The following is a 15,211-nucleotide window of genomic DNA, read 5'->3' on the forward strand; positions in this document are numbered from 1 at the left end:
AAAGCCCCAACCCCCATGGCCTCTCGCAAGAGTTCCTCCCTGAAGACCTCCGTGAAGTCCACCGTCGCCCGCGCCGTGAAGGCGCCCGCCCGGGCCCTCAAGCGCGCCACGCGCAAGGCACCGGCCTCCGGGCGGACGGCCTCGCCTCGCAAGGCGGCGAAGGCGTCCACCGGCGCGCTGAAGCTGCCCACGCTGCACGAGAGCACGACGTCCAGCGGGCTGAAGGTGATTGCCGCCGAGCGCGGCCCGCTGCCGCTGGTGTCCATGCGGCTGGTGCTGCGCGCCGGCAGCGCCACCGACCCCGACGGCAAGCACGGCCTGGCGGACTTCACCGCCCGGCTGCTGCGCCGGGGCACCCGCCGCCTCACCGCCCAGGCCATCGACGAGACGGTGGAGTTCGTCGGCGCCAGCCTGGGCGTGGGCGTGGGCGAGGACACGATGTCCATCGCCCTCACCACGCCGGCCGAGCACTTCGCCCAGATGCTGGGCGTGCTGGGCCAACTGGTGCGCGAGCCCACCTTCCCGCAGTCCGAGGTGGACGACGCGCGCGAGCGCGCCCTGGCCCAGTTCTCCAACGATCTGGACGACCCGTCCGTCATCGCCGACCGGGCGATGGTGCGCGCGCTCTGGGGCGACCATCCGTACGGGCATGACGTGGGCGGCTCGTCGCGCACGGTGCGCACCTTCACCCGCGACGACGTGGTGCGCTTCCACCAGGCGCGCGTGGGCCCGAAGGTGGCCATGCTCGTCGTGGTGGGCGCGGTGAAGCCGGAGCGCGTGGCCGCTGCGGCGGAAGAGGCCTTCGTCGGCTGGACGGGCGGGCCGGACGCGCCGCCCACCGTGCCGCCGCTGAAGCGCATTCCCCAGGCCGGGCGTGTGCTGCTGGTGGACAAGCCGGACCAGACGCAGTCCCAGGTGCGCCTGGGCGGCCCTGGCTTCCGCATGGGGCACGAGGACTACTTCCCCGCCACGGCGATGAACATCGCCCTGGGCGGCGGCTTCACGTCGCGGCTGATGAACGAGATTCGCGTCAACCGCGGCCTCACCTACGGCGTCAGTTCCTGGTTCGACGCGATGAACGCCGGCGGCGTCTTCGCGCTCTCCACCTTCACGAAGACGGCCTCCACGCGCGAAATCATCGACGTGGCACTGGGGGAGATTCGCAGCGTCCGCGAGAAGGGGCTCAAGCCGAAGGAACTGGCGGACGCGCAGGCGTACCTCGCCGGCCTCTACCCGCTGCGCACGGAGACCAACGAGTCCATCGCCGGCAGCATCGCCGACACGCGCATCCATGGGCTGGGCGATGACTGGGTGGAGAAGTTCCGCGACCGCCTGCGCGCGGTGACGCCGAAGCAGGTGTCCACGGTGGCGAAGAAGTACTGCCTGGCGGAGTCGCCCGCCGTGGTGGTGCTCGGCCGCGCGGAAGAGGTGAAGAAGCACCTCAAGGGCCTGGGCCCCATCACCGTGGTGCCCGCGTCGGAGTACGAGTGACGGACGCCCGCATCCTCTTCGAGGGCGGGGGCGTGCTCGTGGTGGACAAGCCGCCCGGGGTGCCGGTCATCCCCGGGCGTGACGGTGGGCACTCGCTGCGAGACGCGCTCGAATCGCAGCGGGGCCAGAAGGTGTTCGTGGTGCACCGGCTGGACAGGGACACGTCCGGTGTCCTCGTCTTCGCGCTGGATGCGGCGGTGCACCGCGCCCTCTCCGTGGCCTTCGAGTCCGGCAAGGTGCGCAAGCGCTACCTGGCGCTGGTGGAGGGCCGGGTAGAGGCGCCGCGCCTGGTGGACGCGCCGCTGGTGGCCGCTCGCAAGGGCCGCATGCGCGTGGCCCGGCCGGGAGAGACGGACGCCAAGGCCTCGCGCACGCGGGTGCGGCCGGTGGAGATCTTCGAGCGCGCGTCGCTGGTGGAGGCCGAGCCCCTCACCGGGCGCACCCACCAGATTCGCGTCCACTTGTTATCCCTGGGGCACCCGCTGCTCATGGACCACCAGTACGGCCGCGACGCGCCGCTGACGGAGAAGGACCTGGGCGGGGAAGGGGACGCGGTGGTGCTCGCGCGGACGCCGCTGCACGCGGCGCGCGTGGAGTGGCCCGAGTTGCCCGGTGTGGAGGCTCGCGCGGTGGAGGCGCCGCTGCCCGGGGACATGCAGCGCGCCCGGGAGTTGCTGCGCCGCGCGGCGGCTACTTCACCTTGAAGCCGTTGCTGGTGCCCTGGGAGCCGTAGGCATCCGTCACCGTGAGCTTTACGTTGCCGCCTTGCGCGTCCACGGTGACGAGCTGCACGCACAGCCCGTAGTCGAACGGGCCCAGCTTGAGGGGGCTCACGCCGCCGTTCTGCTTGTTGACGGTCAGCTCCACGCTGTCCTGGAAGTGCGCGGCGCGCGGCCCCATGGCGTGGACGGTGACGAGGAAGGGGACGCCGCGCTCCTGGTCTCCCAGCTCGTCCAGCTCGAAGCCGGTGATGTCTCCCGGGAGAATGGGATCGTCGGGGCCGGGGCCGTCGGGCACCTTCACCCCCGCGTCCAGGGACGTGCCGCCGTCCTCCGGCGAGCCTCCGTCCAGCTCGGAGAGGGGGCCCGCATCCTCGCCATCGGGTATGTCCACCGTTCCCGCGTCGGTGACCTGCCGGCCGTCGTCCCAGGGGATGAGGCGAAGGACGGAGGACCGCGTCGACTCGCGCCCGTCGGACAGGGCGACGCGGACGTCGTAGCTGCCCATGTCGAGCACTTCAGGCACGCCAACGGTCAGGGTGCCGTCCTGCTCCACCCACTGCACCGCGGCCTCCTCGGAGCCAATCCACACCCGCGCGGCGTCGGTGCGCACCTGCTCCTCGCCGTAGTCCACGCGGACGGGAATCACCGCGTCGAGCGATACCCGGACGGGGCTGCGCAGCTCGACGGGGACCTCCCGGGGCACTGCGACCTGATTGGGGGTGACGGAGAGGATGTCCGGGGCGGGCAACGACGTGCTGGAGTCGCAGGCGTAGAAGAGGGCGGCGACGAGCAGCGCGGTGGCCCGGCCCAGGCTCATGGGTCGAACCTCACGCCGAGGAGTCCGCTCAGTCCGCCGAGCTGCGCGTCCAGCCAGGGCGTGCGCGCGGGCGCCCACGCCCCACGGGCTTCGGCCAGCGCGCTCCAGCGCCCGAGTCGGTACGCCCCCTGTAAAGAGAGGAACCCCATCCCCGCCAGCTTGCTCTCTTTCAGGTCTTCCTGGAAGTCGCTGCGGAGCTGGTGCTGGAAAGGCAGCACTCCGCCCCCTGCTCGCCCGTACAGGGAGAAGGCGGCGCGCTGGAAGATGACCCCGCGCACCGAGGCGAGCACCGGCACCGCCAGCACCCGCGAGCGCACCACGCCCAGCGAGTCCACACGCCCGTCGAAGGTGGCGCTTCGCAGGCCCGCCTCGAGCTCGGCGGCGAAGCGTCCCCCCCACCAGGGCGGCGACAGGGAGATGCCCACCGCGCCCGCGGGCCCCGTGTTCGCCCCGCTCGCGATGGCTCCACCCACGAGCACGAAGACGGAGGGCCGCCATGGCCCAGCCATCCTGGGCGCGGGCGTTGGCGTTTCGGGCCGTGGTTCCGGAGCGGGAGGAGGCACCACCACCGGCACGCGCGTCACCTCCGCAACCGCGCGCGCCCGGTCCTCGTGCCCCTTGCGGCGCACCGTCACGGTGACGGCGGTGGCGTCCTGCGCAGGCGTGACCCGGTAGCGCAGCGGCGCGCCTTCCACGGCGGACGGTGTCTCGCCGACGGAGGGCACCACGGGGGCGTCCGTGCGGCGGCCTTCATCATCGGACAACGTGGCGCCCTCAACGGACAGTTCCAGCGCGTCCGCGCGCAGGCCCTCCTCACCGTCCACGAGCAGCCAGCCGCCCTCGCGGACGGGGAGGGGAGACGGCGCGAGGGCCGCGATGAGTGGCACCTCCTGCGGCGGGTCCAGGGGAATGGTGGCGCGCGTGCGCAGCGTCTCCCGCGTGGCCAGCACGCTCGCGGAGCGGACACCGGGAGGCACCTCCACCGGCACGCGGGCCCGGCCGCGGTCATCCGCCTGCACGGGGCCGAAGCGCGTGTCGCCCACTTCCACCACGACGCTGGCTCCTGCCGCGGTGGACACGTCCAGCTGCGTCTTGCCCAGCAGCGGAATGCGGACGGCCGCCCACTCCAGGGGCTTCGCCGCGGAAGCCTCCGCGCCGCCCTCCAGCCAGAAGGCGAGCACCGCCACCAGCGGGTAGCGCACGGACGGAGGCGTCCACTCGAAGGCGCGCACCTCGCCGCCTTCCATCCGCTCTTGGGCGAAGGTGCCGGAGGAGGCGGCGCCGCGCACGGGGCCGGAGCCCGCGGGGACGCGCACCACCACCGTCACCCGTGTGTCCTGGCCCAGCACCACCCGTGCCGGCGTCCAGGACACCGTCACTCCGGGTGGGGCCGCCCACGCGAGCGGGGCGGCGAGGAGCAGCAGGAGGAGGGGGAGGGGACGCATGCTCACGGAACGTGGCATCGACTTCACCCCTCCTTCCCAGCTCGGTCAACCCTCGGAGGAGACCGGGGGCTCACCCTCGGCCGGGGGCTCGGTTCCCTGGGGAGGCTGGGGCTTGTCCGCCGGGCCGGTGGACCGGGCGTTGGGCGGGCTGAAGGCGGGCTTCTCCGTGGGGGCGCCGCCGCGGCCGTGCACCAGCGTCTTGGTGTCGGTGCGGAAGGTGATGTCCACCTTGTCGCCGCGCACCGCCGTCACGAAGCCCGTACCGAACGTCGGATGCTGGATGACCTGGTCCACCTGGTACGTGTCCTTCGGGCTGTACTTCGGCGCGTTGGCCACGTCCTTGCCGGCCAGCTGCTCCTCGAAGGAGATGATGACCTTCTCCGCCTTGGCGGCCGCCGCCGTCGCGGCCCGGGCCGCGCGCGCGGTGCTGCTGCCGGACGCGGACGGCCGGTCCGTGACGCCCGGAGCCGCGCGGTACACGTGGTCCCCGCCACAGGTGTTGCAGCGCACCCGCGCAATCTTTGGCCCCACCATCGCGAGGATGGTGTGCGCCAGGGTGAGCTTGCAGCGGGTGCACTGAGCGTCCACCTCGCCGCCGACCTTTTGAGTTGCCATGTTCGTTTGTTTCTCGACCCGGACTGGAGATGCCGGGCGTGTGATTGAAGATTAAGGGGCGCGGAACATAAACGCTTCGCTCCGACAGGAGGAAGTGACTTCGACGCCCGCCTCCTCTCCTGCTCCGGAGTCATCACTTCGCTTGTGCCCACCGGCCGGTCAGTTAAGAGTAGGTTCCACACCGCAATGACCACGCAGACCCCCAGCAGCCCGAACCGCGAGCCCGGATTCCTCCATCAGTCCGTGGCCAGCTTCGGCAAGGGCCTCATCGACGTCGTCAGCACCCTCGGGGGCGTGGCGACCCTGGGGTTGGACGTGTTCCGGTGGGCCGTCCGGCCTCCGTTCCGGCTGACCAACCTCTTCGCACAGCTGGACTTCGTGGGGGTGGGCTCCATCTTCATCGTGGGCCTGACGGGCACCTTCACCGGCATGGTGTTCGCCCTCCAGACGTCCACCGCCTTCGCGCTCTTCGACGCGGAGAGCCTCGTGGGCCCCACGGTGGCCCTGACGCTCACCCGCGAGCTGGCCGCCGTGTTCTCCGCGCTGATGGTGACGATGCGCGCCGGCTCCGCCATGTGCACCGAGCTGGGCACCATGCGCGTCACCGAGCAGGTGGACGCCCTGGAGACCATGGCCGTCAACCCGGTGCAGTACCTGCTCGTCCCCCGGGTGCTGGCCGGACTCTTCATGGTGCCGGCGCTCACCATGCTCTTCAACACCACGGGTATGGCGGGTTCCTACCTCGTGGCGGTCGGAGCGCTGGGCATCTCCCCCGGTACCTTCCTGTCACGCACGCAGCAGTGGCTGGCGCCCGCGGACATCTACGAGGGCCTGGTGAAGGGGGCCGTGTTCGGCCTCGCCGTGGCGCTCATCTGCTGCTTCAAGGGCTACAACGCGTCCGGCGGCGCGAAGGGCGTGGGCCAGGCCACGACCGAGGCCATGGTGTCCAGCGCGCTGTCCATCTTCATCCTCGACTTCATCCTCGGCCTCATGTGGCACTGATGGCGGCGCAAGAGTCCACCCGCGCGGGCTCCGGCCCCGCCGCGTCCACGACGCCGATGATTGAAGTCGTGGACCTGCACAAGACCTTCGGCGAGACGAAGGTCCTCACCGGCATCAACCTCAAGGTGCCCGCCGGGAGCACGTGCGTCATCCTCGGCGGCTCCGGCTCCGGCAAGACGGTGCTGATGAAGCACATGATCGGCCTGCTCAAGCCGGACAGCGGCAAGGTCATCATCGACGGGGATGACATCGTCCCCATGGGCGTTCGAGGCCTGCAGCAGGTCCGCAACAAGTTCGGCATGGTGTTCCAGGCCGCGGCCCTCTTCGACTCGATGTCGGTGTTCGAGAACGTGGCCTTCCCCCTGCGCGAGCACACGAAGGACTCCGAGGACGTCATCCACCAGAAGGTCCGCGCGCGGTTGGACTTGATGGGCCTCAAGCCGGCGGTGGAGGACAAGTTCCCCGCGGACCTGTCCGGCGGCATGCGCAAGCGCGTGGGCCTGGCGCGCGCCACCATCCTGGGTCCGAAGATCGTCCTCTACGACGAGCCCACCACCGGCCTGGATCCCATCACCACCGACTACGTGGACGACATGATCCTGGCCGCGCAGAAGGGGCTGGGCGTCACCAGCGTGGTCATCAGCCACGACATCGCCTCCGCCTTCAACGTGGCGGACCAGATCGCCTTCCTCTCCAAGGGCGTCATCGTGGAGAACGGGCCTCCGGATCAGGTCCGCGAGTCCCAGCATCCCGCGGTGAAGGTCTTCCTCCAGACCTGGTTCGGAAAGAACTGAGCCGGGGTTCAGGTGGGAGGGCGGGGTGCCCCTGCGGAAAAGGTGGCACTCCGGATGCAAAACGTTAGAGTCGCGCCCGGCCGGTAGCCCTCGGAGTCACATCAGGTGAAGAAGCTCGTCACGCCCTTCCGTGTTGGCCTCCTGGTCATCGCCGCGGGTGCCTTTCTCGTCACCTTCGTCCTGTTCGCCCGCAAGGGAGGCCTGAGCGACAGAGAGTCCATCGTCGTCTGGGCCTACTTCCGCGACGCCTCGGGCCTCGCTGTGCGCGGCCGGGTGCAGATCGCCGGCATCCCCGTTGGAGAGATCGACGCGATCACGCTGGAGGGCACGCGCGCCAAGGTGTTCCTGCGGATCCGCAAGGACGTGGACCTGCGCGAGGACGCCGTCGTCACCAAGCGCTCGGAGTCGTTGCTCGGTGACTACCTCCTGGACCTCAACCCCGGCACGGAGAACGCGCCGGTCATGGAGGACAACGGGCAGATCCGCCGCGTCATCGACACCGCCGGCATGGAGGCCGTGTTCGAGTCGCTGTCGCAGATCACCGCCGACATCCAGCAGGTGACGGGCTCGCTGCGCGAGGTGCTGGGCGGGGAGAAGGGCCAGGGCTCGCTTCAGCGGATCGTGGAGAACCTGGTGCGCCTGTCGGACTCGGTGGACGCCACGGTGCGCCGCAACGCGGACCGGCTGGACATCATCGTCGGCAACGTGGAGGGCATCTCCGAGGACGTGCGCAGCATCACCCAGAGCAACTCCGCGGACGTGACACGCATCGTCGACAACATCGAGATGATCACCCGCGACGTGCGCGAGGTGCTCGCGAGCGTGAAGAACATCGTCGGCACCGGCGAGGGCGACGTGAAGGAGACCGTCGCCAGCCTGAAGGAGACGCTCAACAAGCTGGACGGCACGCTGGGCAACCTCGAGGAGATCACCCGCAAGGTGAAGGACGGGGAGGGCGCCGCGGGCGTGCTGCTGGCCGACGAGAGCGTGGGCCGCGAGGTGCGCGAGACGGTGCAGGACGTGGCCCGCTTCGCCGCCAAGCTCACCGACCTCCAGACGGAGGTGGGCATCCAGTCCACCTACCTGGCCGCCCAGGGCCGCTCGAAGAACCTGCTGTCGCTGCGGCTCATCCCCAAGCCGGACAAGTACTACCTGCTGGAGCTGGTGGACGACCCGCGCGGCACCGTGTCCACGCAGGTGGTGCAGACCAACCCGCCCTCCGAAGGCGATCCCGTCATCCAGACGCAGAAGGTGACGAAGGAGAGCCTGAAGATCAGCGCCCAGTTCGCCAAGCGCTGGTACTTCACCACCCTGCGCGTGGGCCTCATCGAGTCCACCGGCGGCGTGGGCGGCGACCTGCACTTCTTCGAGGACGCGCTGACACTGAAGCTGGACGCCTTCAACTTCGCGGCGGACGAGCTGCGCTACCCCCGGCTGCGCGCCACCCTGCGGGCCCAGGCCTTCGACCACCTCTTCGTGGTGGCGGGCATGGACGACATCCTCAACGCCCAGCAGAGAGACCTGACGACGCAGCGGCTGATCGCCGGCCGGGACTTCTTCGTCGGTGGTGGCCTCTTCTTCACCGACGACGACCTGAAGGCCATCCTCACCGCCACGGGCGTGCCGACGCCTTGAGCCTCCGGCGAAGTACGCCGTTGTCGCTCCGGGCCGCCGCCCTCCGTCCGTTCGACTCTTGACGGAAGGCGGGAAAACACGTACCCGGCTACGGCACGGGGTTCCCGGGGAGCGCCGTGCACTACACAGGCCTTCCCAGGAAGCTCCATGTCTCTGCTCGTTGTCGGCTCCGTCGCTCTGGACTCCGTGGAAACCCCCTTCGGCCAGAAGGAGGACATCCTCGGCGGCTCGGCCACCTACTTCTCCACGTCGGCCTCGTTCTTCACCCCGGCACGCGTGGTGGCGGTAGTGGGGGAGGACTTCCCCGAGGCGCACCTCAACTTCCTGCGCGGCCGGGGCATCGACCTGGAGGGGCTCACCCGCGAGTCCGGCCGCACGTTCCGCTGGAAGGGCCGCTACGGCTACGAGCTGAACGAGGCGCAGACGCTGGACACCCAGCTCAACGTCTTCCAGGCCTTCTCCCCGAAGCTGCCGGAGGCGTACCGGGACACGCCGTACGTCTTTCTCGGCAACATCCACCCGGAGCTGCAGGCGCAGGTGCTGGACCAGGTGCGCGCCCCGAAGCTGGTGGCCGCGGACACGATGAACTTCTGGATCAACGGCAGCCGCGCGGCGCTGCTCAAGACGCTCAAGCGCGTCAACCTGCTCTTCGTCAACGACGCCGAGGCCCGGCAGCTGGCGGGGGAGCACAACGTGGTGAAGGCGGCCCGGGCCATCCTCGGCATGGGCCCCCAGCGCGTGGTCATCAAGCGCGGCGAGTACGGCGCGCTCCTCTTCGACCACGGCCACATCTTCGCCTGCCCGGCCTTCCCGCTGGCCGAGGTGTTCGACCCCACCGGCGCGGGTGACACCTTCGCGGGCGGCTTCATGGGCGCGCTCGCCACCTCGTCGGGCAACCTGGACGCGGGGGTGCTCCGCCGCGCCATGGTGATGGGCAGCGTCATGGCCTCCTTCACCGTGGAGAAGTTCAGCCTGGAGCGGCTGCGCGAAGTCACGCGGCCGGAGATCCACGCCCGCTTCGCCGAGTTCCGGCAGCTCACCCACTTCGACGACCTGGGTCCTCTGGAGCGCTGATCCGCGAGCCTCGGGGTAGGGGCTGCTCCCACCCCGCGAACTTGACGGTGGATTCATGCCGTCCTTAGGCTGTGGTTCTGGGTGCCGGAAGAAGGAAGCGGGTTGAGCGAGAACCGAAAGCACACGCGGATCCCCACCCAGCTGCGGTGCTGGTGCGAGGGCGATAACGTCACGCTCTACGCGCGCATCACCAACCTGAGCGAGGGAGGCCTCTTCCTCCGGACGAGCACCCCCCTGGCTCGCGGCGCCCGAGCCGTTGTCCGCCTGACGCCTGGGGGGGATCCGGCGATCCACGCCCAGGCCACGGTGGTATGGCTGCGGGAGGAAGAGGAGCGGGCCTTCCCGCCCGGCATGGGGTTGCGCTTCGAGTCGCTCGACGGCGAAACCCTGGGACGGCTCCGGCAGATGATCTCTCAGCAGAAGCAGAACCAGGTGAAGGTCGGCTGGGCCGGCTGAGCCTGACCCGGTCCCCCACCGAGGCCCCCCATGCGTATCGCGGTCATCTCCGACATCCACTCCAACATCGAGGCGCTCACCGAGGTGCTCCGCGCCGCCGAGCACCAGAAGGTGGACCGCTTCGTCTCGCTGGGGGACATCGTCGGGTATGGGGCCTCGCCCAACCCGTGCTGTGACCTGGTGCGCTCGGTGGCGGAGGTGACGCTGCTGGGCAACCACGACGCGGCGGTGGCGGGGCGGATGGACTACTCGTACTACTACGACGCCGCCCGGCACGCGCTCGACTGGTCCGCCAATGTCCTCACGGACGAGAACATGGCCTGGCTGCGCAGCCTCCCGTACACGTACCGCATCGGCGACGTGGGCTTCTGCCACGGCTCGCCCATCGACCCGAAGGCGTACGAGTACATCTTCGCGCTGGAGCAGGCGCGGGAGCTGACGCCCTACGTGGCCGAATTGCCCGAGGTGACGTTCATCGGCCACAGCCACCTGTGCCGCGCCTTCGCCATTGGCAATGGCGAGGTGAACGACGTGGTGGCCCAGAAGTTCGGCATCCGGAAGGGCTACAAGTACATCATCTCCGTGGGCAGCGTGGGCCAGCCGCGCGACTACGACAACCGGGCCTGCTTCGTCATCTGCGACACCGACGCGCGCACGGTGGAGTACGTCCGCGTGGAGTACGACATCGAGACGTCCGCCCAGAAGATCTTCGACGCGGACCTGGCGCTCAACTTCGGCAAGCGCCTGTTCCTCGGGGTGTGACGCGGCGGTACACAAAAGTCGGCACAGGCGCGGGGAAATGACATAAACCCGTGTTGTGCGTACCCCCGTCCTTCGAGTGTCCCTCCGGCCCCTCGCGGGCATCGCTTCCGTCGTCCTGCTCGTGCTGGCGCCCCTGGCGTGCAAGCGCGACTCGGGCCCCTCCGCCGACTACGAGGAGGCTGCCCGCCGCTTCCGCACGCTGTACGCGCAGAAGCTGGATGCCGCCTACCTGGACCCGCAGATTGGCGAGATTGAAGCGCAGCTGCAGCGCGTCCCGGCGGACAGCCTGGACGCCCAGGGCGCTCGCGAGTTGCTCCAGCGCATCCAGGACGGCCGCACCCGCATGCAGGCGGAGGCGAGCGCCACGGACAAGGCCATCGCCACCGCGCGCGAGGTGCCCGCTGGCACGTCCATGCCCACGCTCACCCCTCCGGAGCCCCCGGGCAAGGCCGAGCCCCCGGATGCCGGGCCTCCGGACGCCGGGCTGAGTGGTCCCCAGGCGGGCACCCCCGCGTCCGAGCTGGTGTCGGGCTTCCGGGGCTGCTTCCAGCGCGGGTCGCCGCTCGAGGTGGAGGGGCGGGGAATGCGGGAGACGTGGGCGCTGGCCGACCGCACGTCCTGCCGCCTGGAGTACCCCGGGCATGTGGACTCGCTGCTCCTCGTCGAACAGGGACGGGTGCTGACGCTGTTACCCAAGAGCGCCGTCCGAACCGTGACAGTCACCGCCGATGGTGGCCCGGTGACGCAGCCCGCGGCGGACGCCGGACGTTAAGACTCCAGGCCTTTTCGCAGTACGGGGCCGTCAGGCGCGGCGGGCCCCTTTCGACTCCTTTTGGGAGCGTTGAGCCGATGAACGAACAGACCTTCATGAAGTTGATGCAGTTGTTGCCCAAGTCGGCGCTCTCCACCGTGGTGGGCATGGCCACGCGCCTGCCCGCTCCGGCGCCGGTCCACCGCATGGCGATGCGCGCCTTCGCCAAGGCGTACAACGTGGACATGGAGGAGGCCGAGCACGAGCTCGAGCGCTACCCCACCTTCGCCGAGTTCTTCACCCGCGGCCTGAAGCCGGGCCTGCGCCCCATCGACCCGGGCGAGAAGGTGGTGGTGTCCCCGGTGGACGGCCGCGTGTCCCAGGTGGGTTACTCGGACCAGGGCCGGTGCCTGCAGGCCAAGGGCATCGAGTACACGGTGGACGAGCTGCTGGGTGACGCGAAGGCCGCGAAGCCCTTCCACGGCGGCGCCTGGACGACCATCTACCTGTCCCCGCGCGACTACCACCGCATCCACGCGCCGCTGGGCGGCACGATTACGGGCTACGCGTACATCCCCGGCGAGTTCTGGCCCGTGAATCCCGCGTCGGTGAAGAACAAGCAGTCCCTGTTCTGCGTCAACGAGCGGCTCGTCACGTACCTGGACACGGTGGCGGGGAAGTGTGCCGTGGTGAAGGTGGGCGCCACCTGCGTGTCGCGCATCAAGGCGTCGTACGACGAGGTGCTCACGCACTCGGGCCAGCCCGGCAAGGTGCACACGTACGAGTCGGGCTTCAAGGTGGAGAAGGGCGGCGAATTGGGCCGCTTCGAAATGGGCTCCACCGTCATCCTCCTGTTCGAGCCCAAGCGCGTCATCTGGGACGACAGCCTCAAGGAGGAAGCGGTGGTGCGGCTGGGCAAGCGCATTGGAGTGATCACGTGAGCCAGAAGATCTCCGGCGTGAAGGGCATGAACGATCTCCTCCCCGGGGAGATCGAGATCTGGCAGCACGTGGAGGGCACGGCGCGCGAGCTGTTCGGCCGGTTCGGCTACGGGGAGATCCGCACGCCCATGGTGGAGGACACCGCGCTCTTCGTGCGCAGCGTGGGCGAAGAGACGGACATCGTCGGCAAGGAGATGTACACGTTCCTCGACAAGGGCGAGCGCAGCCTGTCGCTCCGTCCCGAGGGCACCGCGCCCGCGGCGCGCGCATACATCGAGCACGCCATCAGCAACCAGGAGCCCGTCACCCGCTGGTTCTACATGGGGCCCATGTTCCGCTACGAGCGGATGAAGACGGGCCGCTACCGCCAGTTCTATCAAATCGGCGCGGAGGCCTACGGCGCGAAGGAGGCCGCCCAGGACGCAGAGATGATGGACATGGTGGTCCAGTTCCTGAACGCGCTGGACCTGAAGGACGTGTCCCTCAACCTCAACTCCCTGGGGGACGAGGCGTGCCGGCCCGCGTACCACTCGAAGCTGGTGGAGTACCTGAAGGCGCACCGCGAGGAGTTGTGCGGTGACTGCCAGCGGCGCATGGAGACCAACCCGCTGCGGGTGCTCGACTGCAAGAACGAGAAGTGCCAGGCCGTCGCCGCGGCGGGGCCCAACGTGCTCGAGTTCCTGTGCGAGCCGTGCCGCGCGCACTTCGATGATTTGCAGCGCAAGCTGACGGCGCTGGGCATCAAGTACGTCGTCAATCCGCGCATGGTGCGCGGCCTGGACTACTACACGCGCACCGTCTTCGAGTTCATCGCCTCGCACCCCGCGCTGGGCACCGCCAGCACCGTGGGCGGCGGCGGCCGGTACGACAAGATGATGAAGGGCCTGGGCGGGCCGGACGTGCCCGCCGTGGGCTTCGCCATGGGCCTGGACCGGCTGGTGCTGCTGCTCAAGGAGAGCGGCCGCAAGTACACCGCCGCGCCGGACCTGTTCGTGGCCGTGGCGGACGAGGGCTCGCAGGACGTGGCCTTCACGCTGGCCAGCCGCCTGCGCCGCGAGGGGCTGCGCGTGGACTTCGACACGCGCGGAGGCAGCCTCAAGAGCCAGATGAAGCGCGCGGACAAGAGCGGCGCGCGCTTCACCCTCGTGCTGGGCGAGGCCGAACGCACCAGCGGCCAGGCGAAGCTGAAGCCCATGGCCGGTGGTGACGCCATCCCCGTGTCCCTGGACAGTGTGGCGGAGACCATCCGCCGCGCCCGGCAGGACGCCCAGCCGGCGGGCTCCGCCTGAGACTCCAGGCACTTCCGATGCCTCCCGCTCCCTGTCGAGCGGGCGGGCGGCATCCGGAAGGCCCGGGACTCCCGTAAGAGTCGCGAAGAGCGAGCAGGCGTGTAACCCCTGGGAAAGTCAGGGGGAGTGGCGCCGGGTGTACTCGCCGTGACAGTGCGGGTGCGGTAGACTGCGCTTCCGTCCATGCAGCCAGAATCTTCCCATTCCACCGTGCCATCGGCGCTGCGCTGGATCCCCGTGCGAGGGGACAGCATGTGGCCGTCGTTGCGCTCGGGGGACCTGGCGGGTGTGGAGCCGCTGGCTCGCGAGCCGCGTCCCGGTGAGGTGGTGCTGGCGCGGTTCGATCATGCGCTGGTGCTTCACCGGGTGAAGCGGTGTGACGCGGGAGTGCTCGCGCTGCGCGGGGACAACTCGCCGGCGGAGGATCCGCCGCTGCCGCCGTCGCGCGTGCTTGGGCTGGTGCGGCGGGTGCAGCGCAGCGGCGTGGTGCTGGAGGCGGGTTGGGATTCGGGCCCGTCGCGGCTGGGGCGCTGGCGGGTGGCGGTGAAGTGGCGCCTGGCGGCGCTATTGGGGCGGGGAGGGCGCTCATGAGCGCGGGCTTCGGTGAGGACCGCGTTCCCCGGCCGCGCGAGGGCGTGTCCGGGCAGCGGTTCGGCTCGGACTACATCGTGCTGGACGCGGAGGGGCGCACGCTGCGCGGGCTGAACCCGACGGCGATTCGCGTCTGGGAGCTCTGCGACGGAAAGCGCACCGCGCGCGCCGTGGCGGAGCAGGTGGCCGGAGAATTCAAGGCGGACGCGCGGCAGGTCCTCACGGACACGCTGCGGTTCCTGACGGAACTGGCCCGGTTGGGCCTCATTGACGAGCTTCAGGAGGTACGGTGATGCGAGCGCGCACGGCGTTCCTCGCGGCGGCGTTGTGCCTGTCCGCGTGCACGGAGGGGGTGTCCCCCCTCGCCCTGGTGGGTCGGGGAGACACGGAGGAGCAACCCCCGGGTTCCCTCCCCGCCACGGACGTCCTGGCGGACGGGCCGGAGAGCGCGCGGCAGCCTCCGCCGCAGGAGATTGAACCCGCGCCCGCGGTGATTCCGGTGACGGGCAGCGCGGCCGTCGTGGGCCTGGAAGAGGGCTCCCGGGGCCTGTCGTCCGTTCCCCAGGTGGACGTGGACCTGACGGTGAATGGCGTGCGCGGACGCGGCACGGTGGAGGTGGAGTTCGTGTCGCCGGCAGGCCACCCCTACGAGCGGCGCTCGTCGGTGGTGGAGGCGCAGCCGGACGTGGCGCGCACGGTGCGCTTCTCGCTGCCGGTGGCCGGTACCACCGTGGCCACCACGGGCATGAGCGGGACGTGGCAGGTGCGCTTCTTCCTCGACGGCGAGCCGCTGACCTCGGCCGCCTTCACCCTGGAGCCGTGACGT

17 protein-coding genes are annotated in these 15,211 nt (G+C 70.1%); 14 read left to right on the forward strand and 3 right to left on the reverse strand.

The window, feature by feature from the left end:
- Nucleotides 1–15 precede the first annotated feature (15 nt).
- Together OV427_RS45770 and OV427_RS45775 are read left to right on the forward strand one after the other, a co-directional pair.
- Nucleotides 16–1,491: a M16 family metallopeptidase gene (locus OV427_RS45770; protein WP_267862550.1), complete on the forward strand. Its 1,476-nt coding sequence runs from the start codon at nucleotides 16–18 to the stop codon at nucleotides 1,489–1,491.
- The gene (locus OV427_RS45775; RefSeq protein ID WP_267862551.1) at nucleotides 1,488–2,195 is read left to right on the forward strand and encodes an RluA family pseudouridine synthase; all 708 of its coding nucleotides are present in this window, start codon (nucleotides 1,488–1,490) and stop codon (nucleotides 2,193–2,195) included. The genes OV427_RS45770 and OV427_RS45775 overlap by 4 nt, the downstream gene beginning before the upstream one ends.
- Here the strand turns inward: OV427_RS45775 and OV427_RS45780 are convergent.
- Genes OV427_RS45780 through OV427_RS45790 form a run of 3 tightly spaced genes read right to left on the reverse strand, consistent with a single transcriptional unit; the run spans nucleotide 2,182 to nucleotide 5,090 of the window.
- Nucleotides 2,182–3,030 (reverse strand): hypothetical protein, encoded by an 849-nt coding sequence (locus OV427_RS45780; RefSeq protein WP_267862552.1) that lies wholly within the window; start codon nucleotides 3,028–3,030, stop codon nucleotides 2,182–2,184. The genes OV427_RS45775 and OV427_RS45780 overlap by 14 nt on opposite strands.
- Nucleotides 3,027–4,475 carry a hypothetical protein gene (locus OV427_RS45785; RefSeq protein ID WP_267863585.1) on the reverse strand — a complete coding sequence of 483 codons (1,449 nt, stop codon included), beginning with the start codon at nucleotides 4,473–4,475 and terminating at the stop codon, nucleotides 3,027–3,029. Before OV427_RS45785 ends, OV427_RS45780 begins: the two co-directional genes overlap by 4 nt.
- A gap of 45 nt (nucleotides 4,476–4,520) precedes the next feature.
- Nucleotides 4,521–5,090, reverse strand: a complete 570-nt coding sequence (locus OV427_RS45790) for a hypothetical protein (RefSeq protein WP_267862553.1) — start codon at nucleotides 5,088–5,090, stop codon at nucleotides 4,521–4,523.
- A gap of 186 nt (nucleotides 5,091–5,276) precedes the next feature.
- On the opposite strand from OV427_RS45790, the gene OV427_RS45795 reads away from it, so the two are divergent.
- The 12 genes from OV427_RS45795 (at nucleotide 5,277) to OV427_RS45850 (ending at nucleotide 15,208) form a co-directional block, all read left to right on the forward strand.
- Nucleotides 5,277–6,092, forward strand: coding sequence for an MlaE family ABC transporter permease (locus OV427_RS45795; protein ID WP_267862554.1), 816 nt, complete (start codon nucleotides 5,277–5,279; stop codon nucleotides 6,090–6,092).
- A 56-nt stretch (nucleotides 6,093–6,148) separates the two neighbouring features.
- Nucleotides 6,149–6,886 carry an ABC transporter ATP-binding protein gene (locus tag OV427_RS45800; protein WP_267863586.1) on the forward strand — a complete coding sequence of 246 codons (738 nt, stop codon included), beginning with the start codon at nucleotides 6,149–6,151 and terminating at the stop codon, nucleotides 6,884–6,886.
- 105 nt (nucleotides 6,887–6,991) lie between these two features.
- Nucleotides 6,992–8,521 (forward strand): MlaD family protein, encoded by a 1,530-nt coding sequence (locus OV427_RS45805; RefSeq protein ID WP_267862555.1) that lies wholly within the window; start codon nucleotides 6,992–6,994, stop codon nucleotides 8,519–8,521.
- Nucleotides 8,522–8,668: 147 nt separating this feature from the next.
- Complete coding sequence (locus tag OV427_RS45810) at nucleotides 8,669–9,595, forward strand: PfkB family carbohydrate kinase (RefSeq protein WP_267862556.1); 927 nt, start codon at nucleotides 8,669–8,671, stop codon at nucleotides 9,593–9,595.
- 102 nt (nucleotides 9,596–9,697) lie between these two features.
- Complete coding sequence (locus OV427_RS45815) at nucleotides 9,698–10,051, forward strand: TIGR02266 family protein (protein WP_267862557.1); 354 nt, start codon at nucleotides 9,698–9,700, stop codon at nucleotides 10,049–10,051.
- Nucleotides 10,052–10,081: 30 nt separating this feature from the next.
- On the forward strand, nucleotides 10,082–10,813 hold the full coding sequence (locus OV427_RS45820) for a metallophosphoesterase family protein (protein WP_163996458.1): 732 nt from the start codon (nucleotides 10,082–10,084) through the stop codon (nucleotides 10,811–10,813).
- 76 nt (nucleotides 10,814–10,889) lie between these two features.
- Complete coding sequence (locus tag OV427_RS45825; RefSeq protein ID WP_267862558.1) at nucleotides 10,890–11,585, forward strand: hypothetical protein; 696 nt, start codon at nucleotides 10,890–10,892, stop codon at nucleotides 11,583–11,585.
- A gap of 77 nt (nucleotides 11,586–11,662) precedes the next feature.
- The gene (gene asd, locus OV427_RS45830; RefSeq protein ID WP_267862559.1) at nucleotides 11,663–12,505 is read left to right on the forward strand and encodes an archaetidylserine decarboxylase; all 843 of its coding nucleotides are present in this window, start codon (nucleotides 11,663–11,665) and stop codon (nucleotides 12,503–12,505) included.
- Between the two features lie 26 nt (nucleotides 12,506–12,531).
- Entirely contained in the window at nucleotides 12,532–13,794 is a 1,263-nt protein-coding gene (gene hisS / locus OV427_RS45835; protein WP_324290081.1) for a histidine--tRNA ligase, read from the forward strand.
- Nucleotides 13,795–13,977: 183 nt separating this feature from the next.
- The gene (locus tag OV427_RS45840; RefSeq protein WP_267862561.1) at nucleotides 13,978–14,385 is read left to right on the forward strand and encodes a S24 family peptidase; all 408 of its coding nucleotides are present in this window, start codon (nucleotides 13,978–13,980) and stop codon (nucleotides 14,383–14,385) included.
- Complete coding sequence (locus OV427_RS45845; RefSeq protein WP_267862562.1) at nucleotides 14,382–14,678, forward strand: PqqD family protein; 297 nt, start codon at nucleotides 14,382–14,384, stop codon at nucleotides 14,676–14,678. The genes OV427_RS45840 and OV427_RS45845 overlap by 4 nt, the downstream gene beginning before the upstream one ends.
- Nucleotides 14,678–15,208 carry a hypothetical protein gene (locus tag OV427_RS45850; protein ID WP_267862563.1) on the forward strand — a complete coding sequence of 177 codons (531 nt, stop codon included), beginning with the start codon at nucleotides 14,678–14,680 and terminating at the stop codon, nucleotides 15,206–15,208. The genes OV427_RS45845 and OV427_RS45850 overlap by 1 nt, the downstream gene beginning before the upstream one ends.
- Nucleotides 15,209–15,211: the final 3 nt, after the last annotated feature.

The organism is Pyxidicoccus sp. MSG2 (assembly GCF_026626705.1).
GTDB lineage: Bacteria > Myxococcota > Myxococcia > Myxococcales > Myxococcaceae > Myxococcus.